Here is a 22,173-nt window from a genome sequence, read left to right on the forward strand (position 1 = left end):
TTTATACTACTGGTGGTCGGAGTTCGGCCGTGAGTGATGCTCGCCCAAACGTCCTGTTCGTGATGACTGACCAGCAACGGTCGGACACGATTCAGGCGCTCGGAAACAGTCGAATCCACACCCCGAACATCGACCGACTGGTCGACCGCGGCGTCTCCTTCACCAACGCCTACTCGCCGGACCCAATCTGCATCCCGGCGCGGCACACGATTCGAACCGGCTGTGAGGCCGTCTCGACGGGCTATCTCGGGAACGAAAAGCGCGACGCGCGACACCTCGAAGACCGGTGCGGCCCCTTCCTCGCCCGAAGCATGCGCGAGCGGGGCTACCGGACGTTCCTCGTCGGGAAGTACCACGCCCACCCGCGCGACATCGACCTCGGCTACGACCACCACCTGAGCTTCGAGGCGTTCCGCGAGGAGACCGGCCACGAGGTCAAGACGACTGCCCGACAGGGCGCGATGGTCCACCTCCCCCAACAGAACCGGCTCCCGCCGGACGACAACTACGAGGCCTGGATGACCGACCGCGCGGTCGACCTCATCGGCCGCGACACCGACGAGCCGTTTTTCGGCCTCGTCTCGTACGAACCGCCGCACCCGCCGTTCGCGCCGTCGCCGCCCTTCGACCGGATGTACGACCCCGAGCGGCTCGAAAACCCGGTGAAAGGCGACCTCGAAACCGACCACATGGACGAGAAGATACCCACCCAGAACCACCACTTCTGGACGACCCGCGAGGGCGGCATCGACGACACCACCGTCCGGGTCATCAAGGCGTACTACTACGGGATGATTTCGGAGGTCGACCGCCGAATCGGTCGCCTGCTTGACGCGGTCGAAGCCCGCGACGACGCGGACAACACGCTCATCTGTTTCTTCTCGGACCACGGCGAACTCCTCGGCGACCACCGCGGCTGGGAGAAGTCGTCGTTCTTCGAGTCGTCGTGTCGCGTCCCGTTCCTCGTGAGTTGGCCCGCGGAGCTACCGGAGGGCGACCGCCGCGACGACCTCGTGTCGCTCACCGACCTGTTCGGCATCGCGACGACCGCCGCGGGCGACCAGGAACTCCGCGACGGCGTGGACGTGCTCGGGACGATTCGGGGCGACGCGGAGCCGAGAGAGCGGCTGTTCGGCTACCATCGGACGCCGCGGCTCCCGCCGAACTTCACCGGGATGGTCCGCGAGGGTCGCTGGAAGTACGTGTTCATGCGCAACGGCGGCCGCGAACAGTTGTTCGACCTCGCGGCCGACCCGAACGAACTCGACGAATGCGCCGCCGACAACCCCGAGGTCGTCGCCGAACTCCGCGACGCGCTGGCGGCGAAACTGACCGACGCGGGCGCGGACGAGTTCGTCGAGAACGGGACGCTCCGACGCGCGCCGTACCAGGAAATCGACATGGGTCGGCTCGTCCGCGAGCCGTATCCCGAGCAGCCGGCGGACGTGCTGGACTGACGGACCGGTGTCTCCGGGTTCTCTTCCCACTCTTTCCGCCGTCCGGTCCCCGAAATCGCCGGTCCCGCCGTACTTTTATGACCGTTCCGCGTAACCGACTACCACGAATGGAGATCAGCGACATCCGTACCATCCGGTTCAGCTGTGAGTCCCACATCGACCCCGACGAGAAGGGCCACGGCCACCCCGGCGAGCCGAGGGAGTCGACGCGGACCATCACGCACGTCGTCGTCGACGGCGGCCCCGACGGCTACTGCCGCGGCGGCCACGAGGCGGCCAACGAGTTCGCCAAGAAGCACCTCGTCGGCGAGAACCCGCTGTACCGCGAGAAGCTCTGGCAACTGCTCTGCCGCGCCGAGCGACTGAACAAGGGAACGCTCACCGACAAGCGCGTCGCGCCCATCGACTGCGCGCTCTGGGACATCGCTGGCAAGGACGCCGGTCTCCCGGTCTACCAACTCATCGGCGCGGCCCGCGATTCGGTCCCGGCGTACGGCAGTACGATGGTCGGCGACGACGACCCCGACGGACTCGGCTCGCCCGAGGCGTACGCCGACTTCGCCGAGGAACTCGTCGAGGAGGGCTATCAGGCCGTCAAGCTCCACACGTGGATGCCGCCGTTCGGCGACGACCCCGAACAGGACATCGCCGCCTGTCGGGCGGTCCGCGAGCGCGTCGGCGACGACATCGACCTCATGCTCGACGCCCACCACTTCTACAGCCGGAGCGAGGCCAAGAAAATCGGGAAGGCGCTCGAAGACCTCGACTTCCGCTGGATCGAGGAGCCGATGGACGAACACTCGATGTCCTCCTACGAGTGGCTCTCGAACGAACTCGACATCGCCGTCGTCGGCCCCGAGACCGCCGAGGGTCGGATGCACACCCGCGCGGAGTGGATTAAGCGGGACATCGCCGATATCATCCGCGTCGGCGTCTACGACGTGGGCGGCATCACGCCGGCGCTGAAGGCGGTCGGCCTCTGTGAGTCGTTCAACATCGAGTGCGAGATTCACGGCCGCGACGCGCCCAACCTCCAACTGCTCGGGACGATGGCGTTCCCCGGCCGGTACTACGAGCGCGGCCTCCTGCACCCGAAACACGACTACGAGACGTACTTCCCCGGCCTCGAACACCCGCCGGACGAAATCGACGAGAACGGCGTGGTCGAACTGCCGCAGACGCCCGGCCTCGGCTACGCGTTCGACTGGGACTACATCGACGCCAACCGCGTCGAGTAACCGCGTCGGGCGGCGAGACGAGACGGGAGAGAAACGAGGCGCGACGGCGGTCGCTTGCGGGACGCTGCACGCTGTTTTTCGGGTCGGTGATTCAGTTCGACGGTCGGTGCTGGTGTCGGAACTCCGCGGTCAATTGTACGAGCCCCAGAGCCGGAGCAGCAGGAAGCCGCCGATGCCGACGCCGACGAGCGAGATGCCCCAGACGCCGAACATCCCCGCGAGCGTCCCGTCGAGGACGAACCGCGCGAGGAGGACCATGAAGACGCCGGAGAGCACAGTTATGATGAAGTTCCGGTTCGACGACGCGACCTTCCGGAGCGAAGGCACGCGCGATGCGTTGACTGACATACGTACTCACACGGTAGCTCTCCGCACACAAATAGATACTGTTCGTGCGGGCGTCGTTCGACCTGCTCGCACGGCTCTGCGGGGCGAAAACGGGGCGGTCGGAAAACGGGCTGAGCGGTTGCGGCGGTTGCGGACGGGTGTGGTTCAGTCGTCGACGATGCTCGGACTGTCCCAGTACTCGTGGGTGTCGTCGGCGCGGAAACACCGCGCGGCGTGGCCGTTCTCGTCTTCGAACGCGCCCGGGTCGTTCGTCTTGCAGACCTCGCGCGCCTTCGGACAGCGCGGGTGGAAGTGACAGCCGCTGGGCCGGTTCGTCGGGTCGGGGATGTCGATTTTCCGAATCGGGAGGTCGTCGTCCTCGTCGCCCTCGTAGAGGTTCGGCGTCGCCCACTTCAGCGCCTGCGTGTAGGGGTGTTGGGGGTCGCCGATGACCTGCTCTATCGGCCCGACTTCGACGATGCGGCCGAGGTACATGACGGCGATGCGGCCGCCGGACTTCTCGGCGATGTACCGTGCGTTCGAGAGGTCGTGGCTGATGAAGACGTAGGACGTGTTGAACAGGTCCTGCAGTTCGAGCATCAGGTCCATCATCTCCACCCGAAGGCTCACGTCGAGGGCGCTGATGGCCTCGTCGGCGAGGATGACGTCCGGGTTCAACAGCAGCGACCGAACCAGCACGACGCGCTGTTTCTCGCCGCCCGAAAGTTGGTGGGGGAACCGCTCGACGAAGTCCTCGGCGGGCGTGAGTCCGACGCGTTCGAGGAGCGCGTAGATGCGCTTTCGGCGCTCCTCCTCGCCGAGGTTCGGGTTCCACTTCTTCAGCGGGAGCATCAGCGAGGTGAGGATGCGCTGGTTCGGGTTCAGCGCGCTGCCGGGGTCCTGGTGGATAATCTGGAGCGACCGCCGAATCTCCGAGAACGGGATGTCGGGGTCGCGGCTGTTTTTCGCCTCCCAGATGTCCTGTCCGCGGTAGGTAATCGAGCCGTGGGTCGGCTCCTGCGCGCCGATGATGGTCTTCCCGAGCGTCGATTTGCCGCAGCCGGACTCGCCGATGAGCGTGACCACGTCGTTTTCGCCGATGTCGAGCGAGATACCGTCGACGGCGCGGACCGTCTGTCGCTCGCCGAATAGGCCGAGGAAGCCGCTGCTGTCGGTGAAGTGGACCGACACGTCGTCCACCGAGAGGATGGAGTTGTCGACGCTCATTCCGACTCACCGCCCTCTTCGGCCGCTTCCATCGCGGGAATCGGAATCTCGTCGGCCACGTCGTCGTGGTAGAAACACGCGGTTCGGTGGCCGCTTCCGCGGTCTGCCATCGGCGGCTCCGCCTCCGCGCAGGACTCGTCGGCCATCGGGCACCGCGGCCGGTACGAACAGCCCGGGATGTTGGTCACCGGGTCGGGCTTCGCCCCCGAGATGGACTGCATCTCCTCGATGGGCGCGTTCAGGTCCGGCGTCGCGTTGAGGAGCGACCGCGTGTAGGGGTGCGCCGCGTCGTAGAGAATCTCCTCCGTCGAGCCGATTTCGACGATGTCGAACGCGTACATCACGACGAGCCGGTCGGCGAGCTTGGTGAGAAGCGGCAGGTCGTGCGTGATGAAGATAATCGTCAGGTCGTACTCCTCTTTGAGCTCCTTGAGCAGCGAGACGATAGAGCGCTGCATCAGGAGGTCGAGCGCGGCGGTCGGCTCGTCCATCACGAGCACCTCCGGTTCGAGGATGAGCGCGAGCGCGACGAGCGCGCGCTGTTTCATCCCGCCCGAGAGCTCGTAGGGGTACGAGTCGAGGACGCGGTCGGGGTCTAAGTAGAGGTCGCCCAGAATCTGGTGGGCGCGTTCGAGCCCCGCTTCCACGTCGCGGTTGTGGTCTTCGAGGGTCTCCCGGAAGTGGCCGCGGACCTTCTTGACGGGGTTGAACGAGCTCATCGCGCCCTGGAACACCATGGCGACTTCGCCCCAGCGGAACTTCCGAAGCTCCTCTTCGTCGAGGTCGAGCACGGAAATCGGCTCGCCGCCGTCGGGCGGGTAGTAGGTGACCTCGCCGGAGGTCTCGCCCGGGCTGACGACCGCGTTCATCAACGCGGACGACGTCATCGACTTTCCGCTGCCGCTTTCGCCGACCATGCCGAGCGTCTCGTTTCGGTAGATATCGAAGTCGACGTTGCGGACGACTCTCGATTCGCCTCGGTTGGTCCCGAAGGTGACCTCCAGGTCGCGGACTTCGAACACGACGTCTTGGTCCGGGTCCGAGTCGTTCTGATTCGACGTTCGCATTGCTTGGTTGGTAGTCATCGTCTGGTAATAGGTGTTGGCACGGGGTCAGTCCCCGCCGGTCGCCTGCGATTGGTTGTTCTTCGAGGTGCCTTTCTTCGAGGTTTTCGCGTGGCGGGCCCGGAGGCGGACGTTGAACAGGCTGTCGAGCCCCTGCGACAGGAGCACGAGCCCGAACGACAGCAGGAAGATGCAGACCATGGGCGCGACCATCCACGGGAGCATGTCCGGGCGGGTGAGCGCGTTGCCCTCGTACGCGAGGTTCATCATCACGCCCCAGTTGAACGTGGTGAACGGCAGGATGCCGAGGAAGTACAGGCCCACGGACTCGAAGATGATGCGTCGAGAGGTGAGCGCCCCGTTTATCATCACGTACGGCATGAGCTGCGAGAGGATGTCCCGCCGGAGAATCGACGACAGCGGGATGCCCATGATTTCGGACGCCTCGACGTAGGACTCCTCGCGGATGCTCAGAACCTGGGAGCGGACGGTCCGCGCCAGTCCCGGCCAGTTGTCGATGCCGAGGAAGACCCCGACGATGTAGGGGTTCTCGGGCTGGAAGATGGCCGTGATGACGATGATGAGCGGCAGGCCCGGAATCGTGATGACCACGTCGGTGATGGTCATCAGGAACGAGTCGATACGCGTGCCGTGTTCGAAGCCGGCGACGACGCCCACGAGGGCGGCGAAGCCGACGCTCACGACCGCGCCCGCGAAGATCATCTTGAACATGCCCGGCGTCGCGTGGATGAGCTGGGCGTGAATCGGCTGGCCGAACACGTCGGTGCCGAGCGGGTACGCGAGCGATTCGAACGGCGCGGCGAGAACGGGAGCGTCACCGCTTGTCGGCCGCTCGACGAGCCAGACGCCGACGGTTCCCATGAGGAGGAAGAACGCGAGAATCGCGCCGCCGACGAGCGCGCGCCAGTCATCGACCGCGATGCGCGCGGGTGCGACGACGTTCATCTCGAGGAACCGCTTTGCGCGGTCGGCCCGCGATTCCGGGTCCGGGTCGATGTCTTCGTCGTAGAGGTCCTTCAGGTCGAACGAGTCGGAATGTGCTTCGCTCATGATTACTCTTCACCCACCGAGATGCGCGGGTCGATGAGCGTGTACGTGAGGTCGGCGATGAAGATGGCGGTCAGCGAAATCGCCGTGAACACGATGAGCGTGCCCATCAACAGCGGGTAGTCTTGCGTCTTGACCGCCTCGAACATCAGGAGGCCCATGCCCGGGTACGCGAAGACCTCCTCGACGATGACGGCGCTACTGAAGACGCCGGCGATGCCGATCATGAACTGCGTGTACATCGGGAGGATGGAGTTGTGCCCGAGGTACTGCGTGGCGATGCGGGTCTCGCGGAGCCCGCGGAGCTGTGCCACGCGGATGTAGTCCTCACCGAGGACGCGAATCGCGTTGCCGCGCATGGCGAGCGCCCCGGAGGTCGCGAGCGCGCCCATCGAAATCGCCGGGAGCGCCGCGTGCTTCACGAGGCTGAGCATGAACTCGGGGTTGTACCCCGCCGCGATTCCCGAGCCAATGCGGCCGCCCGTCGGGAAGTAGTTGTTCTGGATGGCGAGGAAGTAGATGAGCACGACGCCGACGATGTAGTACGGAATCGAGTTGAGTCCGATGATGAGAGATGACACCGTGGAGTCGAACCGCGACTTCTCTCGGTAGGCCGTCATCACGCCGAGGAAGATACTCAGCGAGTAGCCCAGCGCGAGCGCGTAGACGCTGATGAACATCGACCACGGGATGCGCTGCATGATGAGCGTCGTGACCTTCTCGTTTTTGAAGAACGAGGTGCCCAGGTCCTGCCGGAGAATCACGTCAGACGCGTAGTTGAAGTACTGTACGTGCATCGGCTGGTCCGGGTTCACGTTCGTGTAGAGCTGTATCATCCTGTTCAGTCGGTCGATGTCGACGCTCCCGCCGCTCTGCGAGAGAATCACGCTCCGCATCGCTTCCGTCGGGCCACCGGGCATGGCCTGGTACAGCAGAAACGAGACCGTCATCGTGACGAGAAACGTCAGTATCGCTTGCCCGAGACGCTTCAACAAATACTTTGGTGTCATTATTAATAGTTTGGCTTCTAGCGTGAGAGGGCTTAATTGTGGTGGTTAAGCCCGTTGGGGGTGCCGTCTCACCTTACTGCGAGTTCGAGCTAATCCATCCGTTCTTGAAGGAGAACTCGCCCGGCCGGTTCGTGTTGAGTTCGTAGTCGTCGCCCGTCGGCATGGAGAAGTCCTGCGTGTCGCCCCAGTAGCCGGAGTCTTCCTCGACGAAGACGAAGTCGGGAAGCGCGTAGTTGAACCACTGGACGAGGTCGCGGGTCCGTTCTCTGACCTGCTCTGCGGACTCGGAGTTCGGCAGGTCGTTCATCAGCTGTGCGGGCTGAATTTCCTTGCCGCTGCCCGAAATCTCGGTCGCGCCGACCTCGCTCGGGATGGTCGTCGTAAAGGGCTTGCCCGTCGGGCCGGTCTCGTTCCCGCTGGAGGGGTCGCCGACCTCGATGCCGTAGAAGTTGTTCGAGAAGTACGCCGTCGGGTGCCACAGCGCCTTCGCGACGTGCCATATCCAGAAGATGTCCGCCTCGTACGTTTGGAGGCGCTGGTAGTAGTCGGTCGAACTGACCGTGCTGATCTTCGTCTGGATGCCGAACGCGTTGAGCTGGTCGTTGAAGACCTTCGTCGCCTGCACCTGGGTGTTGTTGTTCTGCGTGAGGACGGTGAACGTGAACGACTCGCCGTCGGGGTCGACCCACGTGCCGTTCTCCTTGGTGTAGCCGGCGTCTTCGAGCAGTTGCGTCGCGGCTTCGAGGTCCTTGCCGACCGGGTAGTCGATGAGCTGGTCGACGAAGTCCGACCCGAGGTACTCCTCGTGAATCGTCGAGCGCAGGGCCGTCTGGTTCTCGGCGGGCTCGCCGACGGTTCCGGCCTGTCGCATCGCGGCGACCATCGACTCGAAGTCCACCGCGTTGACGATGGCGCGTCGGACGGGGAGCTTCGCGATGTGCTCGTTCTTGAAGTTGAACGTGAACTTCTGGGTGCGGAACCAGTTGAGCCGGTAGACGTTCTCGATGTTGTCCGGGTATCGGGACTGCTGGGACTCCGACATGAGCACGTCGGGGTTCATGTCGAGCTGGTCGTTCACCGACAGCGACTCCACGTCGGAGGTTGTCTCGGGGATGATGCGCACGTTCGGGATGTCCGTGCGGCTCGCGTACGGGTGGTCTTCGAACTTCTCGAGGATGGTCTCCGAGGAGTTGAAGCCGGTGACGCGGTACAGCGCGTTGCCGAGCCCCTCGTCGATGAGCTGTTGGGTGGTGATGCTCATGTCGAGGAGGTCGCTCGTCACGCTCTCGCGCTCGCTGTCACTCGATGCCTCCTCGTAGCGGGTGAGGTACTCGCGGTAGACCGACCGCGGGGTGTTGACGAACGTCTCTGCGACGTTCGCCTTCATGAGGTTGGGCGAGACGGCGGTCTTGAACGTCCGCTCGATGGTGTAGTCGTCCACGAGCGTGTTGCTCTCGATGGGCGACTGCTCGGGCGACTGCAGGCGGTCGATTTCGAGGCCGATGTAGTAGTCTTCGGCCGTCAGGTCGTCGCCGTTCCACCACTTGAACCCCTCGGGGAACGTCAGCGTGAGCGTCCGCCCGTCGACGCTCATGTCCTCGAGCAGGTCGGGTCGGACCGTCCCGTCGGCGTAGCCGCGCGCGACTTCCTCGAACAGTTGGTCCTGCAGGGTGTGCGCGTAGTTGCCGAGGCTGTATCGGTTGAACTGCACGTCTGTCGCGGGTCGGCCCGCGGGGTAGTCGAGCGTGTCGTCGGCGAGCGTCGGGCCGCCCTCGGTGCCCGTGCCGCCGTCCGTGCCGTCTTCGGTGCTGCCGTCTTCGGTCGTCTGCCCCGAGCTATCGAAGCAGCCCGCCAGTCCGGCCGTGCCAGCGACTGCCCCGTATTTGATAAGGTCTCGTCTACTCCAGTTGGTTGAACTCTTTCCAGCCATGCGGTATCATCTATCATGATACTCCCTGTTAATATAGATACTGGATTAGTCCATACTCACCATGATAGAGAAAATTACTATTATTGTTGTAGTTCCTGACTGTCAGGGTTTAACGCGCGTTTCTACGCCTTTCTCGCCGTCCACAAAAGCAGTCCCAGCATCGCGACCGCCAGCCCGCCGAACGTCGTCAGTTGGAGGTAGACGAGCGCGTGAGTCGTCGTCCCCGGTTCGATAGACGGGAGCGAGACGAGAAGCAGGGCGATAGAGGCCAGCGAGATGACGAGGACGAACTTCATCCGGGTCTCGTAATCGCGAAGCACGTCGGCGAGACTCGTTTCGGGCATGCCTACGTAGAGTACCGCGGTGTATTTCAGTGTACTGCCCCGCCCGTCGCCCTCGCGCCGTCCGTTCCTGCGGTAGACTTAGATAAGACGAGGCGAAATGCAGGGGCATGGACAGAGGATTAGTACTCATCGAGAACACCGACTCGCACGCCGACCTCCTCCGAGAGGCCAGAGAACACGCGCTCGGCGCGGACGCCGACCTCGTCCTCCTCGTCACGCTCACCGAAGACGAGTTCGAGGAGACCCAGGAGGTCCTCGACACCATCGGCGACGTCGAACACACGTCGTACACGGAACAGGACGCGTTCCAGGGCGCGATGAACGACGCCGAGGAGGTCGCCCGCGAGGTCTTCGGGACCGACGACGAGGTGTCCTACGACATCGTCCCGCGAATCGCCAGCGAGAAAGAGCGCGCTGAGACGGTCATCGAAGTCGCGGAAGAGGAGGGCGCAGACCACGTGTTCATCCTCGGCCGGAACCGCTCGCCGACCGGGAAGGCGCTGTTCGGCGACCTCGCGCAGTACGTGATTCTCAACTTCGACGGCTACGTCACGCTTCACACCGAGTGAGCGTCGTCGCGGCAGTCTGAACCGTCACCCTCGTTTTTTCGGACTCATCGACCGCGCAGTACGTACTACGTCAGTCACCAGCCGCCAACAGCGAGCCGACAGCAAGTCGCCGGTTCGACGCCCGCTTCAGCGCGTCTTGTCAACGACGTAGTCGAGCGTCACGTCGACGCCGGGGTCGGTGCGCCACTCGAAGACGAGGTCCCAACTCCCGGCGGAGCCGTTCCACTCCACGTAGCTCTCCCACGCGTACGTCTCCGACGACCCCGTCGCCGCGGGCTTCGCGCGGACGGCGAGCGCCGACGCCTCGAAGTCCTCCGGTTCGTCGACGCTCCCCGGGATGGTCACGTCGGGGAACTCGCTGACGCCCTCGACGCGGGCCGCGGGCGACTCGCCGGCCGAGAGCGTCACCTCGCCGTCGGCGAAGCCGCCGCCGACGTTGTCCCGCACGACCGTCGTGTTCGAGAAAATCCCGATGTTCCGGGTCGTCCCGCCGCCCCGCACGTCGTTGTTGACGATGCGGTTGTGGTTGCACGCCGGCCCGGTTTCGAGGATGCCCCACGTCTGTTTCGGCTCGTCGCGGTCGTCGTAGACGCGGAGGTTGCTGATGGAGATACCCTCCGCCGGAAGTTGTTCGCCGTCGTTCCGCGAGTCGATGCGGACGCCGTCGCCGTTCGTGTTCTTGACGACGCCGCCCTGCACGGTGACGTCCCGGCAGTTCTGGATGAGAATGCCCTGGTCCTCCGCGCCCTCGATGTTGACGTGGCCGATGGTGATGTCGTAACACTCGGAGACGCCGAAGACGCCTCGGTTGCCGCCGCGGCTGACGACCTCGCCGACCGTCACGTCGTGCGCGCCGTTGGCGACGCGGAACGTCGCGTAGCCCGCGGGACCGCCCGGTTCGAGGCCGACGACGCTGTTCACCGTCGCATCGACGGTGTCGTTGAGGAGGACGACGCAGCTCGCGGGGTCGTTGCCGACGACCTGCTCGATTTGGATGCGGTCGACGCCGTAGGTCTCGACGCCGTGGTGGCCGTTCCCCTCGACGTATATCTGCCCCATCTGGATGTCGGTGGACCGGGGCGCGTCGCCCCGGCCGTCGATGCGGATGCCGTCGCTGGTCACGCCCGTGATGCGGATGTCGCCGAGGCGGACGTTCGAACAGCTGGTGAGTCGGACACCCATCGCCGCCGGTCCCTCGACGACGAGCGATTCCACTTCGACGTGTTCCGCGCCGACGGCCCGAACGACCGGCGGCACCGACTCCCCGTCGGGAATCGAGAGCGTGGCCGGCGCGTCGAGGGTCGTGTAGCTCGGGAGTTCGAGGCTGCCGTCCCCGCCCGCAATCTCGCCGGGCGAGGCGATGAGCACCTTCTCGTTCCACGTCCGCCCCTCGGTGAGGCTGTCGATGGCCGCCTGCGCGACCGGAACGACGCCGTCGCCCGACGCGATCTCGCCGTCCGCGCCGTCCGCGTGGAACGTCCCGTCGTCGTCCTTCCAGACGATGACGTCGGCGTCGCGCGCCGAGGTGTAGACGCGGTCCACGTCGAGCGACGCGAGGTTATACAGACTGTTGCCATTCGCGTCGACGTCCCGGTTCCACGGCTTTCCATCGTTTCCGCGGCCGTTCCCGCGTCCCTCTTCGCCGTCGTCCTCGCGTTCGTCGTCGGACTGGGCGGCCGCGGTTCCGGACAGCGCCGCGACGCCGGTCCCGCCGAGGAGCGCGAGCGCGGTTCGTCTGGTGAGCGAGGCTCCGTTCGAATCGCTGGCTGTGGGTGTGTCTTTCATACCCACGAACCCATTCCTAACAAATATACATAAAGTTAATTGCAGAATCAGGTTCGCTTGGGTCAGCAGTAGCGCGTCGTTGCAAAAATGAAAACGGGACAGGCGGAACAGACGGGACAGACAGCGGGACGTGGCTCGGACTTCGGACTACTCCGGCGGGCTGTCCCACTCCTCGCCGTCGTCCTGCGGGTGGTACCCGATTTGCGAGCGGGCGTGTTCGAGGTCGTACCACCGGCGCTGGTTGTCGCTCACGCCGCTGAAGATGCCGAACTCGACGTCGTCGTCCTGCAGACAGCAGTCGATTTCGTGGGCGAAGTCGCGGCGGGACTGCCACATCGCCTTCATGCGGCCGACGGTCTCCTCGTACTCGGCGCTCCCGCGCTCGAACTCGCCGTTCTCGACGGCCTGCTCGGCGTCGCCGTACGGGTGGTCGTACTCGGGCATCCGGACACTGCACACCCGGAGGGCGTAGAACTGCTTGGGGTATTCGTAGTTCTCGACGTAGTACCGGCCCATGTCCTCGCCGTAGGCCTTCGACGCGCCGTAGAACGAGTCGGGGCGGACGGGGTCCTCGTGTCCGATGACGAGTCCGTGGCCCGGTTCGTAAATCTCGGGGGAGAACTCGTCCTCGTAGCCGCCCATGACGTGGTTGGTCGAGAGGAAGACGAACGACTCGATTTCGTTCTCGCGGGCGACTTCGAGCGCGTTGTACATCCCGATGATGTTGGGCTCGAAGATGTCTTCCCACGTGCCGTCGGTGTAGGGGTACGCCGCCATGTGGACCATCGCGTCCTGTCCCTCCGCGGCCTCGTTGAGGGCGTCGTAGTCGGACACGTCGCCGACGACGGTGTCGTAGCCGCCGTATGGGTGGTCGTCGGGGCGGTCGGAGCGGTTGAAGTACGTGAAGTCGTAGGCGTCGTCGTCGTGCAGGTGGTCTATGACTGCGGTGCCGCACCGGCCATAGACGCCGGTCATCAAGACGTCCATACGAATCCACTCTGACCAAATCGTAATAAATTGATGGGTGACCGCGAAATCAGACCTCGCCTCGGGTGCCGCCCCGGCCCGCTCGTTCGGTTCACAAAGCCTGAATGTCGCGTCCCAGATGGACGACTCACGGGCGCTCTCGCGCGCGAACGCCGGATTTAGGGGTTGACGATGGCTTTATCACGGTTGACTCAGATTGACTGTACCATGCCACTCGAAGACGACCGTGTACGTAGTCGTCTCCGTGGCGTCGCCGTCGGCTTGCTCACGCCGTTCGACGACGACCTGGAGATTCAACACGACAAACTCGAAGCGAACGCGAAGTCGCTGTCCGGCGACGGTATCTCGTCGTTCCTCGCGGCCGCGAACATCAGCGAATATCACTCCCTGTCCCAACAGGAGCGCGTCGACGTGACGGAGACGAGCGTCGAAGCGCTCCCCGACAGCGCCTGCGTCCTCGCCGGCGTCGGCGGGTCGACGAAGGCCGCGACGGACCTGATGGAAGCCTACGACCGCGTCGGCGTGGACGCCATGATGGTCATGCCGCCGGACCACACCTACGTCCACGAGCGGGGACTCATCCGCTACTACGAGAAACTCGACGCCGCGACCGACACGCCGCTCGTTCCCTACGTCCGCGGCTTCGACCCCTCGGTCTCCTTCCTCCGCGACCTCTCGCGCGTCGAGGGCGTCGTCGGCGTCAAGTACGCCATCGAGGACCCGGTCAAACTCGGCTCCGCCGTCGCCGCCGCGGACGACGACGTGGTCTGGGTAGACGGCCTCGCGGAACCGTACGCCGTCTCGTTCTGGAACGAGGGCATCGAGGGCTTCTCGGCCGGCGTCAGTAACTTCCGCCCGGAAATCGGCCTCTCGCTGTTCGAGGCGCTCTCCGAGGAGAACTGGGCGCTCGCCCGCGAGATTCGCGACCTGACGCTCCCCTTCCAAGACTTCCGCGGCGAGACGGGCCAGGACAACGACCTGCCCGGCGCAATCAGCGTCTCCGCCGTGAAGAAAGGCCTCGAACTGGCCGGCCTGCACGGCGGGTCGGTCCGCGAGCCGATTCGGCCCCTGTCGGCCGAAGACGAGCGCCGCGCCGAGGAACTGTACGAGGAACTCGACGACGGTATCGCCCGCGTCATCGACTGACTCGGCGACCTCGACCCGAGCGCGCACCGCCGACTCGGACCGCACCGACACCGACTGACCACCACCCACACTGCCTGACGCTCCCCGACTGTGCCGGTCGGGGCCCCACCTCCTCCTTTTGCCGTCTCACCGCCGAGTCGTCTCTGAACCGCTGTTCTTCTCTCCTCTTTTCCTCACCTCGCTTCTTCCGTCTTGTCCGGTATCGTGTCGTTCTCCCGGCCGTGAGAGTAGCCAAACTCGCTTGCTGACTTCCGACACCGGCGGGTGACCCGGACGAACCGACCATCACGGCGTCGTCACATTCCTGCGCGACGTTCGCGGGTGGGGAACGGACTCCCGGCGAATTGTGCCCGATTATTCATCTGCAATGGTTTCCCTGTTCCCTTCTTACGAACGAGCTTGTTAGGGGCTTGTAACGCCGGAATTTGAGAGAATAGCTGATTTATCGATTCCGGGCAATCCTCCGACATTGGGGCCCAACGCTCGAATTCGGAGTCACAGTAGGCAGAATATTACAAGCATATGGCTGTAATTTTCCCGCCTCGGGAACCAGACTGGCCGAATCGGAACTTCCCTCGCGCCGAGTCCCGCCGCGCTCGTCGCCGCACGTCGGCGGTCGGAGGTAGCAATAAGTAGGTGCGGAGTGTGCGTGACTCACACGGTATGCAGCACGACGATATCCAGCACGACGACGTTCAGTTCCACAACGTCAGGGCGCTCCAGCGGGTCAGACCGCACGAGGGACTTCGACTGCTCCGCGTCCCGGAGGCCGTCAGGAGCGGTCTGAACACCGGCGCGCAGACGCGGATGTCCCACCCCGCGGGGACCGAGATTCGGTTCGTCCCCGAGGAGACGGTCCGCATCACGCTCTCCTCCGAGGAGCGCGACAGCCTCGTTCGACCGTTCTGGGGGGACTTTCAGGCGACGGGCGATGAGTTCACGCTCGGGCCGGAACCGAAGACGGTCGAACTGTCTCCCCCGGAGTCGCTGTCCGACCTCGACCCGGCGGCGACCGGCGAGATGCGTTACGCGCCCGAGGTGTGCCGACTCGTCTTCCCCGGCGACCACCGCGGCGGCCACATCTACTACCACGACGTCGAGGGCGCGCGGCGGCCGCCGACCGACGACGAAGTGCCGAGCCTCCGGTACCTCGCGTACGGCACGTCGATTACCGAGGGCGAGGACCCATCGGCAGAGATGCTCACGTACGTCAACCAGACGGCCCGGAGACTCGGCGCGGACCCGATAAACCTCGGCTCCTGCGGGACCGCCTACTGCGACCCCGCGATGGCCGAGCACATCGCCGCCCGCGACGACTGGGACGTGGCGACGCTCTCGCTGTCGGTGAACATGGTCGGTCGATTCTCGCCCGACGAGTTCCGCGAGCGGGCCGCGGACATGGTCGAGACCGTCGCCGCGGCGAACCCGACCAAACCCGTCGCCTGCATCACGCTGTTCCCGCACGTGCGCGAGTACAAACGAGACCACGAGGAGGCGACGCTCTCCGAGACGTTCCGCGAACACCTCCGCGACGTGGTCGCCGAGTGCGGCTACGACAACGTCCACCTCGTCGAGGGTCCCGACCTCCTGCCGACCGCCAGCGGGATGACGACCGACCTCGTCCACCCCGGCGACGACGCGATGATTCGCATCGGCGAGCGCCTCGCGCGCGAGCTCGAATCTCTCATGGACGATTAACTGGAATACCTGCGACTCAGGCGCTCTCGTGCTCGAATTACCCGAACGAAATCTCCGCGAGCGTAACACCGAAGGACCCCCCTGTTCGATGGAAGGGTATGACCGTCGCCGCAAATCTGGGCTACATGCTCGGGGTGCTCTGCCTCGGGGCGCTAGCGAAGCGTCTCGGCCTCCTCGACAGTAGCCGTCGCGACAAGCTCACGTTCTTCGCGTTCGCCTTCGCGCTCCCCGCGCTCGTGTTCACCTCGACGTACGACCAGCCGATTCGCGAGGTTATCGAGCCGACGCTCCTCTTGGGCTTCTGGCTCGTCCTCTTCACGATGCTCGCCGTCGGCTGGGTCGTCCACCGTCGGGTGTCGCCCGACTCGGTCCGGAGCGTCGCAATCGTCCAGTCGTACTACTCGAACCTCGGCTTCCTCGGCCTGCCGCTCGTCGCCTCGACGTTCGGCTCGCTGACGACGGCGAAGGCGAGCGTCATCCTCGGTGTCGGCGCGCTCACTCACGTCCCGCTCACTATCACCGTCCTCGTGCTCGTCAACGGCGCTGACGTGTCGTTCAAAGAGGAGTTCATCGGCGTGCTCAAGACCCCGGTCATCCCGTCGCTCGTGCTGGGACTCGCCTTCTCCGGGCTCGGCCTCGGCGTCCCCGGCGTTCTCGTGACGGGTCTCGACGCGCTCGCCTCGCTCGCCCTCCCCGTGGCGTTGCTCTCTATCGGCGCGTCGCTCACCGTCTCCACCGAGTCGTTCGACTTCCGCACCGTCGGGGCCGTCGTCGGCAGCAAGGTCATCCTGATGCCGCTCGTCGCCTTCGCGGTGTTCTCGACGCTCGCGTCGAGTTGGACGACGGTCCAAGCCGGCGTGACGATGCTCGCGACGCCGACCGCCGTCTCCTCGTTCATCTATGCGAACGAACTCGGGGGCGACGCCGACCTCGCGTCGATGAACGTGTTCGCCACCACCGCCGTCTCGGTCGCGACGCTCTTCGTCGTCCTCCAGTTCCTGCTCTGAGTCGGCGGCGCACCGTCGGTATCCCTTCCGAATCTCACGAATTCGCTTCTCTCACGCCTTGGGACGGTCACGAGCGCGCGCCGAGCGTCGCCGTTCGGCATGAGAAGCTTACTTAGTGATGGGTGTGCATGGCTAGGTCGAATGTCGAGAACTTACGGTAACTTCATCGACGGCGAATGGACCGACTCCCAGTCGGGAGAGACGTTCGAAGTGACGAACCCCGCGGCGGCCGACGAAGTCGTCAGCGTTCACCCGGCGTCCTCCGAAGCGGACGTCGAGGCGGCGCTCGACGCGGCCGTCGCCGCACAGGACGAGTGGGCGTCGACGCCCGGTCCGTCCCGCGGCGCGATTCTCCGCGAGGCCGGCAACAACCTCGAAGCTCGGAAGGAGGAGGCGACCGAAGTACTCGTCCGCGAGGAGGGCAAGACGCGCTCCGAGGCGGGCGGCGAGGTACAGCGCGCCATCGACATCTTCCACTACTACGGCGCGAAGGCGCGTGACTTCGGCGGCACCGTCAAGTCCGCGAGCGCCCCCGGGAAGGACCTCTACACGAAGCACGAACCCCTCGGCACGGTCGCGCTCATCACGCCGTGGAACTACCCCATCGCCATCCCGGTCTGGAAGCTCGCCCCGGCGCTCGCCGCCGGCAACACGGTCGTCCTCAAGCCGGCGTCCGAGGCACCGGCCGTCGTCTCCATCGTCCTCGAATGCCTCGACGACGCGGGCCTCCCGGCCGGCGTGGCGAACACCATCACCGGCTCCGGGAGCGAGGTCGGCGGCCCGCTCATCGAGAGCGAGCGCATCGACGGCGTCTCCTTCACCGGCAGCACCGCCGTGGGGACGATGGTCGCCGAGACGGCCGCGGTCGACCTCAAGCGCGTCCAGTGTGAGATGGGCGGGAAGAACCCGACCGTCGTGATGCCCAGCGCGGACATCGAAGACGCCGCCGAGACCGTCGGCGTCGGCGCGTTCGGCACGACCGGCCAGTCGTGTACGGCCACCTCGCGCGCCATCGTCCACGAGGACGTGTACGACGAGTTCGTCGCGGCCGTCTCCGACTACGCAGACTCGCTCGTCGTCGGCGACGGCCTCGACGACTCCGACATGGGCCCGCACGTCTCCGAGAACGAACTCTCTTCGACGCTCGAATACATCGACATCGGTGCCTCGGAGGGCGCGACGCTCGAAGCCGGCGGGAGCCGGCTCTCCGGCGACGACTACGACGACGGCTACTTCGTCGAGCCGACCGTGTTCTCCGGCGTCGAAAACGACGCTCGCATCGCCCAAGAGGAGATTTTCGGCCCCGTGCTCGCGGTCGTCAAGGCCGACTCCTTCGAGGACGCGCTCGACCTCGCCAACGACGTTGACTACGGCCTGTCGGCCAGCATCGTCACGCAGGACCTCAGCGAGGGCAAGCGCTTCGTCAACGAGGTCGAAGCGGGCGTCGCGAAAATCAACGAGAAGACGACCGGCCTCGAACTCCACGTCCCCTTCGGCGGCTACAAGGACTCGTCCACCAATACGTACCGCGAGCAGGGCGACGCCGGCCTCGACTTCTTCTCGTCTGTGAAGACCATCTACGAGAACTACTGAGCCGCGGGCCCCTCCGCGCTCAGGAGAACTTCGTGTTCAGTTCGATGACGTTCGCGGCGCTCTGGACGTAGTCCGCGAGTTCGCCGTGCAGGCGGTCCTCGGTGAACCGGCTCGACGGACCGGTGATGCTAATCGCGCCGAGGATGGTCTCGTCGTTCTTGACGGGTGCGGAGACACAGCGCAGGCCGTTGATGTTCTCCTCGTCGTCGATGCCGTACCCCCGCTCGCGAATCGCTTCGAGTTCCTCGAACAGCTCCTCGGGACCGGTGATGGTGTTCGCCGTCTTGGGTTCGTACTCCATCGCCGCCGCGATTTCCTCGATGCGCTCGGGGGGCAGGTACGCGAGAATCGTCTTGCCCAGCGACGTGGAGTACATCGGCTGTTGTGTCCCCACCCGAGACAGCGTCTCGACGGCGTGTTCGCCCTGCGCCTTGTGGAGGTACGAGACCTTTCCGTACTCTTCGACACCGAACTGGACGATTTCCCCCGTCTCCTCGGCCAGCGAATCGACCTCCTTTTGGACGATGTCGAAGTTCCCTATCTGGTCGCGGACGTGCGAGGCGACGTCGAGGAACCGCAGGCCGAGTCGGTAGCCGTCACCCTCGCGCACGATGACGCGCCGCTCTTCGAGCGTCCGGAGGTGGCTGTGGACGGTGCTCTTCGAGTGCCCGAGCTCGTCGGCGATTCTCGTCACGCCGATGCCCGCTTCCTCCTGCAGGAGGTCGATGATATTGAACGCTATCTGGACCGAGCGGATTGTTCGACCGGGGCGTTTGTTCGGTTGGGGGCTCATGGTGTGGTAGTCGAACCAGAGCCGTATATATCTGTTCCCGCCTGGGGAACGTGTCTGTCGCGGCGAACGAGTGTTTCGGAGTGTTCAGACCGACAGACCGGCGCGTACCGGCCGCCTTCCCGCGGTGGCGCGTCGCCATGGGATACATTTTTCATCCCTGCACGTCTTCGTGTGGGTACTGTACTCATGCCAGCAGACGAGCTTACACCAGTCCAGCGCGCCGCGTCGTATCTCCGGTCGCTGGACATCGACGGTCAGTCGTGGATAACCGGCGTCGCCATCAACGGCCTGCTCGCCGAGGGGGGAGACGAGTCGGTCGAGCGCGCGAAGCACCTCGTCGACACCGCGGTGGCGACCCAGAACGACGCCGGGCAGTTGAGCTACGGCCCGAGCTACCCGATAGAGGTCTTCAGCCACGGCCGCGAGTACGAGGCGAGCTGGGAGTTGACTGTCAAGAAGTGCATGAACACGAACAACAGCACCGCCATCGGTCACGGCGTCCTCGACTTCTACGACCGGACGGGCGAGGAGCGCTACCTCGACGCGGCCGAACGCGCGTACGAGTCACTTCTGTCCTTCGAGCGGACCGAAGACGGCGGCATCCCCCACCACGACCCCGAACTCGCGGGCATCAAGTCGCTGTGGATCGACTCCGTCTACATGATGTGCCCCTTCCTCGCCCGCTACGGCGAGGCCGCGGGCGACGACGACGCCTTCGACGAGGCGGTCGAGCAGATTCTGATTCACGCCGCGCACCTCCGCGACGACCACACGGGGCTGTTCCGGCACATCTGGGTCGAACAGCCGAACCACTACCCGCAGGGCGCGTTCTGGGCGCGCGGCAACGGCTGGGCCGCCGCCGCCTCGGCGGACGTGCTCGAACGGCTCCCCGAGGACCACCCGAAGCGCGACGACCTCCTCGACCTGTTCCGGTCGCACTGCGAGGCGCTCCTCCCGCTGCAGGACGGCAGCGGCTTCTGGCACAACCTCGTCGACGACCCGCACACGCCGCTTGAGTCGTCGGGGACGCTCATGTTCGCCTACGCGTTCGCCCGCGGCATCGACCTCGGCATCCTCGACGAGGAGACCTACCGCCAACCCGCCGAAGACGGACTCGCGGCCGTCTCCCGCGTCGTCGGCGATGAGGGCGCAGTCAACCGCGTCGCCGGCCCGCCGGGCGGCCCCGAGGCACCCCTGACGGACACGCCATACGGCCAAGGGTGGTTCCTCATGGCCGCGGCCGCGCTCGACTAACCTCTCGGTATCCTTCTCGACTCTTTCTGGGCCGACACCACAGTTATGCGCCCCGGCGTACATTGACGAACGAACGCGAGCAATAGGACACACTATGACTTATCAAGCAGGCATCATCGGAACGGGCGGCATCGCAGGGATGGGTATCCTCGGCATGCACGACGAGGAGGCCATCGGCAGAGAGAAAATCGACGCGAGCCACGCGGGCGGCTACGCCGCGACCGACGACGTCGAACTCGTCGCCGTCGCCGACGTGGACGAGTCGAAACTGGACACCTTCGGCGAAGCGTGGGACATCCCCGCCGACCGCCGGTACGTCGGCCACGAGGCGATGCTCGAAGCCGAGGACCTCGATGCCGTGTCGGTCTGCACCCCGTCGTTCCTCCACCGCGACCACGTCGTCGACGCCGCGCGCTCCGCGGCCGACCCGTCTGTCATCTGGTGCGAGAAACCCATCGCGTCGTCCGTCAGCGACGCCGAGGAGATGGTCGCCGTCTGCGACGAGACCGACACGGAACTCGTCATCAACCACTCGTTCCGGTTTACGGACAAGCTTCGCCGACTCCGCGACCTCGTCCGCGAGGAAGGCATTCTCGGCGACGTGAAGTCCGTGAGCGCGCAGTACCGGATGGAACTCATGCGGAACTCCACGCACGTCCTCGACACGCTCGTCTACCTCCTCGACGCGCGGGCGTCGCGGGTGAGCGGTCACATCACCGGGGAGAACGAGGCGCTCGACGCGCTGGACGCTACTGAGTCGGTCGTCGACGCCGGCGGCGGCGGCCACGTCGTCATGGACGACGGCACGTTCGTCACCGTGGACTGCACGATTCCGCGCGACGTCTCCTCGATGACGCTGAGTTTCATCGGCACCGAGGGCAAACTATACATGAACAACGACGACGGCGAGTGGCGCTACTGGTCGCTCGAAGACGGCGAACACGTCGAGCGACCGCTTCCCGGCATCGAGGGCGCGTGGACGTGGGAATCGGACTACAAGGGGTCGTTCGCCAACGCGGCGGCCCACGTGCAGGACCTCCTCGACGGACAGGCGGAGAACTACTCGCCCGGCGTCGCGGCGACTCGCTCGCTCGAAATCATCGTCGGGTTCTACCTCTCGCACTACACCGATTCGACGGTCGATATCCCGCTTCCAGGGCCGCTCCGCGAGGTGCCTATCACGTCGTGGTGAGGCGCGGTCGGTCGGTCAGTCGCTCACGCCGGAAAGACTTCCGGTATGGCCGGATGGTCTCTTGGCGCCGGTTCTCGAACTGAATTGGGCGTATATTGCGGATAGAGGCCCACATAGTGCAGTATCGCGTTTTCAATTGCTCTCTCCCGCGTTGGTCTTCTCGTCCGGCCGGTCGAATCTGCGCTTCGGGATATATCCGCGTCACTCCGCGTAGAAACAATTCCAAATTACAATTCTATGGTAGTAATGATTAGGGGCGTACAACCCGTTTGGACGGCAATCGCGTACATCGAGCCGTCGTACCACTCGGTTAGCGGATGACGCTCCACGGTCGATTCGAGCCGCGCCGATTTTCCGCCAGTGGCGGATACGTATCCGGAAGGACCGGAGCGAACGGTTATCCCGGAAAACGGCTATTTGTGCGCCGCTACTCCGCGGTAAATGCGACTTTGGGGTAATTCGTCCAGTACTGTTCCCGGTGAGA

At 65.0% G+C, this 22,173-nt stretch carries 19 protein-coding genes; 9 read left to right on the top strand and 10 right to left on the bottom strand.

All coding sequences use genetic code 11. The features are described 5' to 3' along the window. Positions 1–29 precede the first annotated feature (29 nt). Together AUR65_RS15430 and AUR65_RS15435 are read left to right on the top strand one after the other, a co-directional pair. Complete coding sequence (locus tag AUR65_RS15430) at positions 30–1,457, top strand: sulfatase family protein (RefSeq protein ID WP_084816470.1); 1,428 nt, start codon at positions 30–32, stop codon at positions 1,455–1,457. 107 nt (positions 1,458–1,564) lie between these two features. Then, on the top strand, positions 1,565–2,695 hold the full coding sequence (locus AUR65_RS15435) for an enolase C-terminal domain-like protein (protein WP_058567741.1): 1,131 nt from the start codon (positions 1,565–1,567) through the stop codon (positions 2,693–2,695). 129 nt (positions 2,696–2,824) lie between these two features. On the opposite strand, the gene AUR65_RS15440 is transcribed toward AUR65_RS15435, so the two are convergent. From AUR65_RS15440 to AUR65_RS15470, 7 genes are all read right to left on the bottom strand, one after another. Further along, the gene (locus tag AUR65_RS15440) at positions 2,825–3,043 is read right to left on the bottom strand and encodes a hypothetical protein (RefSeq protein WP_058567742.1); all 219 of its coding nucleotides are present in this window, start codon (positions 3,041–3,043) and stop codon (positions 2,825–2,827) included. Positions 3,044–3,187: 144 nt separating this feature from the next. After that, complete coding sequence (locus tag AUR65_RS15445) at positions 3,188–4,249, bottom strand: ABC transporter ATP-binding protein (protein ID WP_058567743.1); 1,062 nt, start codon at positions 4,247–4,249, stop codon at positions 3,188–3,190. Next, the gene (locus tag AUR65_RS15450) at positions 4,246–5,316 is read right to left on the bottom strand and encodes an ABC transporter ATP-binding protein (RefSeq protein WP_058567744.1); all 1,071 of its coding nucleotides are present in this window, start codon (positions 5,314–5,316) and stop codon (positions 4,246–4,248) included. The genes AUR65_RS15445 and AUR65_RS15450 overlap by 4 nt, the downstream gene beginning before the upstream one ends. A 45-nt stretch (positions 5,317–5,361) precedes the next feature. Next, a complete protein-coding gene (locus tag AUR65_RS15455) occupies positions 5,362–6,384 on the bottom strand; it encodes an ABC transporter permease (protein WP_058567745.1) in 1,023 nt (340 codons plus the stop codon). 2 nt (positions 6,385–6,386) lie between these two features. Beyond that, positions 6,387–7,391 carry an ABC transporter permease gene (locus AUR65_RS15460; RefSeq protein WP_233194390.1) on the bottom strand — a complete coding sequence of 335 codons (1,005 nt, stop codon included), beginning with the start codon at positions 7,389–7,391 and terminating at the stop codon, positions 6,387–6,389. A gap of 73 nt (positions 7,392–7,464) precedes the next feature. Continuing rightward, on the bottom strand, positions 7,465–9,321 hold the full coding sequence (locus AUR65_RS15465; RefSeq protein WP_058567747.1) for an ABC transporter substrate-binding protein: 1,857 nt from the start codon (positions 9,319–9,321) through the stop codon (positions 7,465–7,467). Positions 9,322–9,443: 122 nt separating this feature from the next. After that, on the bottom strand, positions 9,444–9,665 hold the full coding sequence (locus AUR65_RS15470) for a hypothetical protein (protein ID WP_058567748.1): 222 nt from the start codon (positions 9,663–9,665) through the stop codon (positions 9,444–9,446). 107 nt (positions 9,666–9,772) lie between these two features. Between AUR65_RS15470 and AUR65_RS15475 the strand changes: the two genes are divergently transcribed. Continuing rightward, positions 9,773–10,234: a universal stress protein gene (locus tag AUR65_RS15475; protein WP_058567749.1), complete on the top strand. Its 462-nt coding sequence runs from the start codon at positions 9,773–9,775 to the stop codon at positions 10,232–10,234. 126 nt (positions 10,235–10,360) lie between these two features. Here the strand turns inward: AUR65_RS15475 and AUR65_RS15480 are convergent, their stop codons facing one another. Continuing rightward, the gene (locus tag AUR65_RS15480; RefSeq protein WP_058567750.1) at positions 10,361–12,019 is read right to left on the bottom strand and encodes a right-handed parallel beta-helix repeat-containing protein; all 1,659 of its coding nucleotides are present in this window, start codon (positions 12,017–12,019) and stop codon (positions 10,361–10,363) included. Positions 12,020–12,166: 147 nt separating this feature from the next. After that, positions 12,167–13,006: an NAD-dependent epimerase/dehydratase family protein gene (locus AUR65_RS15485; RefSeq protein ID WP_058567751.1), complete on the bottom strand. Its 840-nt coding sequence runs from the start codon at positions 13,004–13,006 to the stop codon at positions 12,167–12,169. Positions 13,007–13,213: 207 nt separating this feature from the next. On the opposite strand from AUR65_RS15485, the gene AUR65_RS15490 reads away from it, so the two are divergent. The 4 genes from AUR65_RS15490 (at position 13,214) to xacF (ending at position 18,450) form a co-directional block, all read left to right on the top strand. Next, entirely contained in the window at positions 13,214–14,152 is a 939-nt protein-coding gene (locus tag AUR65_RS15490) for a dihydrodipicolinate synthase family protein (RefSeq protein ID WP_084816471.1), read from the top strand. A 663-nt stretch (positions 14,153–14,815) separates the two neighbouring features. Then, positions 14,816–15,850, top strand: coding sequence for an SGNH/GDSL hydrolase family protein (locus AUR65_RS15495; protein WP_058567752.1), 1,035 nt, complete (start codon positions 14,816–14,818; stop codon positions 15,848–15,850). A 98-nt stretch (positions 15,851–15,948) separates the two neighbouring features. Next, on the top strand, positions 15,949–16,857 hold the full coding sequence (locus AUR65_RS15500; protein WP_058567753.1) for an AEC family transporter: 909 nt from the start codon (positions 15,949–15,951) through the stop codon (positions 16,855–16,857). 141 nt (positions 16,858–16,998) lie between these two features. Continuing rightward, positions 16,999–18,450 carry a 2,5-dioxovalerate dehydrogenase gene (xacF, locus tag AUR65_RS15505; RefSeq protein ID WP_058567754.1) on the top strand — a complete coding sequence of 484 codons (1,452 nt, stop codon included), beginning with the start codon at positions 16,999–17,001 and terminating at the stop codon, positions 18,448–18,450. Between the two features lie 19 nt (positions 18,451–18,469). On the opposite strand, the gene AUR65_RS15510 is transcribed toward xacF, so the two are convergent. Next, a complete protein-coding gene (locus AUR65_RS15510) occupies positions 18,470–19,243 on the bottom strand; it encodes an IclR family transcriptional regulator (protein ID WP_058567755.1) in 774 nt (257 codons plus the stop codon). Positions 19,244–19,429: 186 nt separating this feature from the next. On the opposite strand from AUR65_RS15510, the gene AUR65_RS15515 reads away from it, so the two are divergent. Both AUR65_RS15515 and AUR65_RS15520 read left to right on the top strand, forming a co-directional pair. Further along, complete coding sequence (locus tag AUR65_RS15515; protein WP_058567756.1) at positions 19,430–20,497, top strand: glycoside hydrolase family 88/105 protein; 1,068 nt, start codon at positions 19,430–19,432, stop codon at positions 20,495–20,497. 94 nt (positions 20,498–20,591) lie between these two features. Continuing rightward, a complete protein-coding gene (locus AUR65_RS15520; RefSeq protein ID WP_058567757.1) occupies positions 20,592–21,689 on the top strand; it encodes a Gfo/Idh/MocA family protein in 1,098 nt (365 codons plus the stop codon). Positions 21,690–22,173 lie beyond the last annotated feature (484 nt).

Origin of the sequence: Haloferax marisrubri (genome assembly GCF_001469875.2) — an archaeon.
GTDB lineage: Archaea > Halobacteriota > Halobacteria > Halobacteriales > Haloferacaceae > Haloferax > Haloferax marisrubri.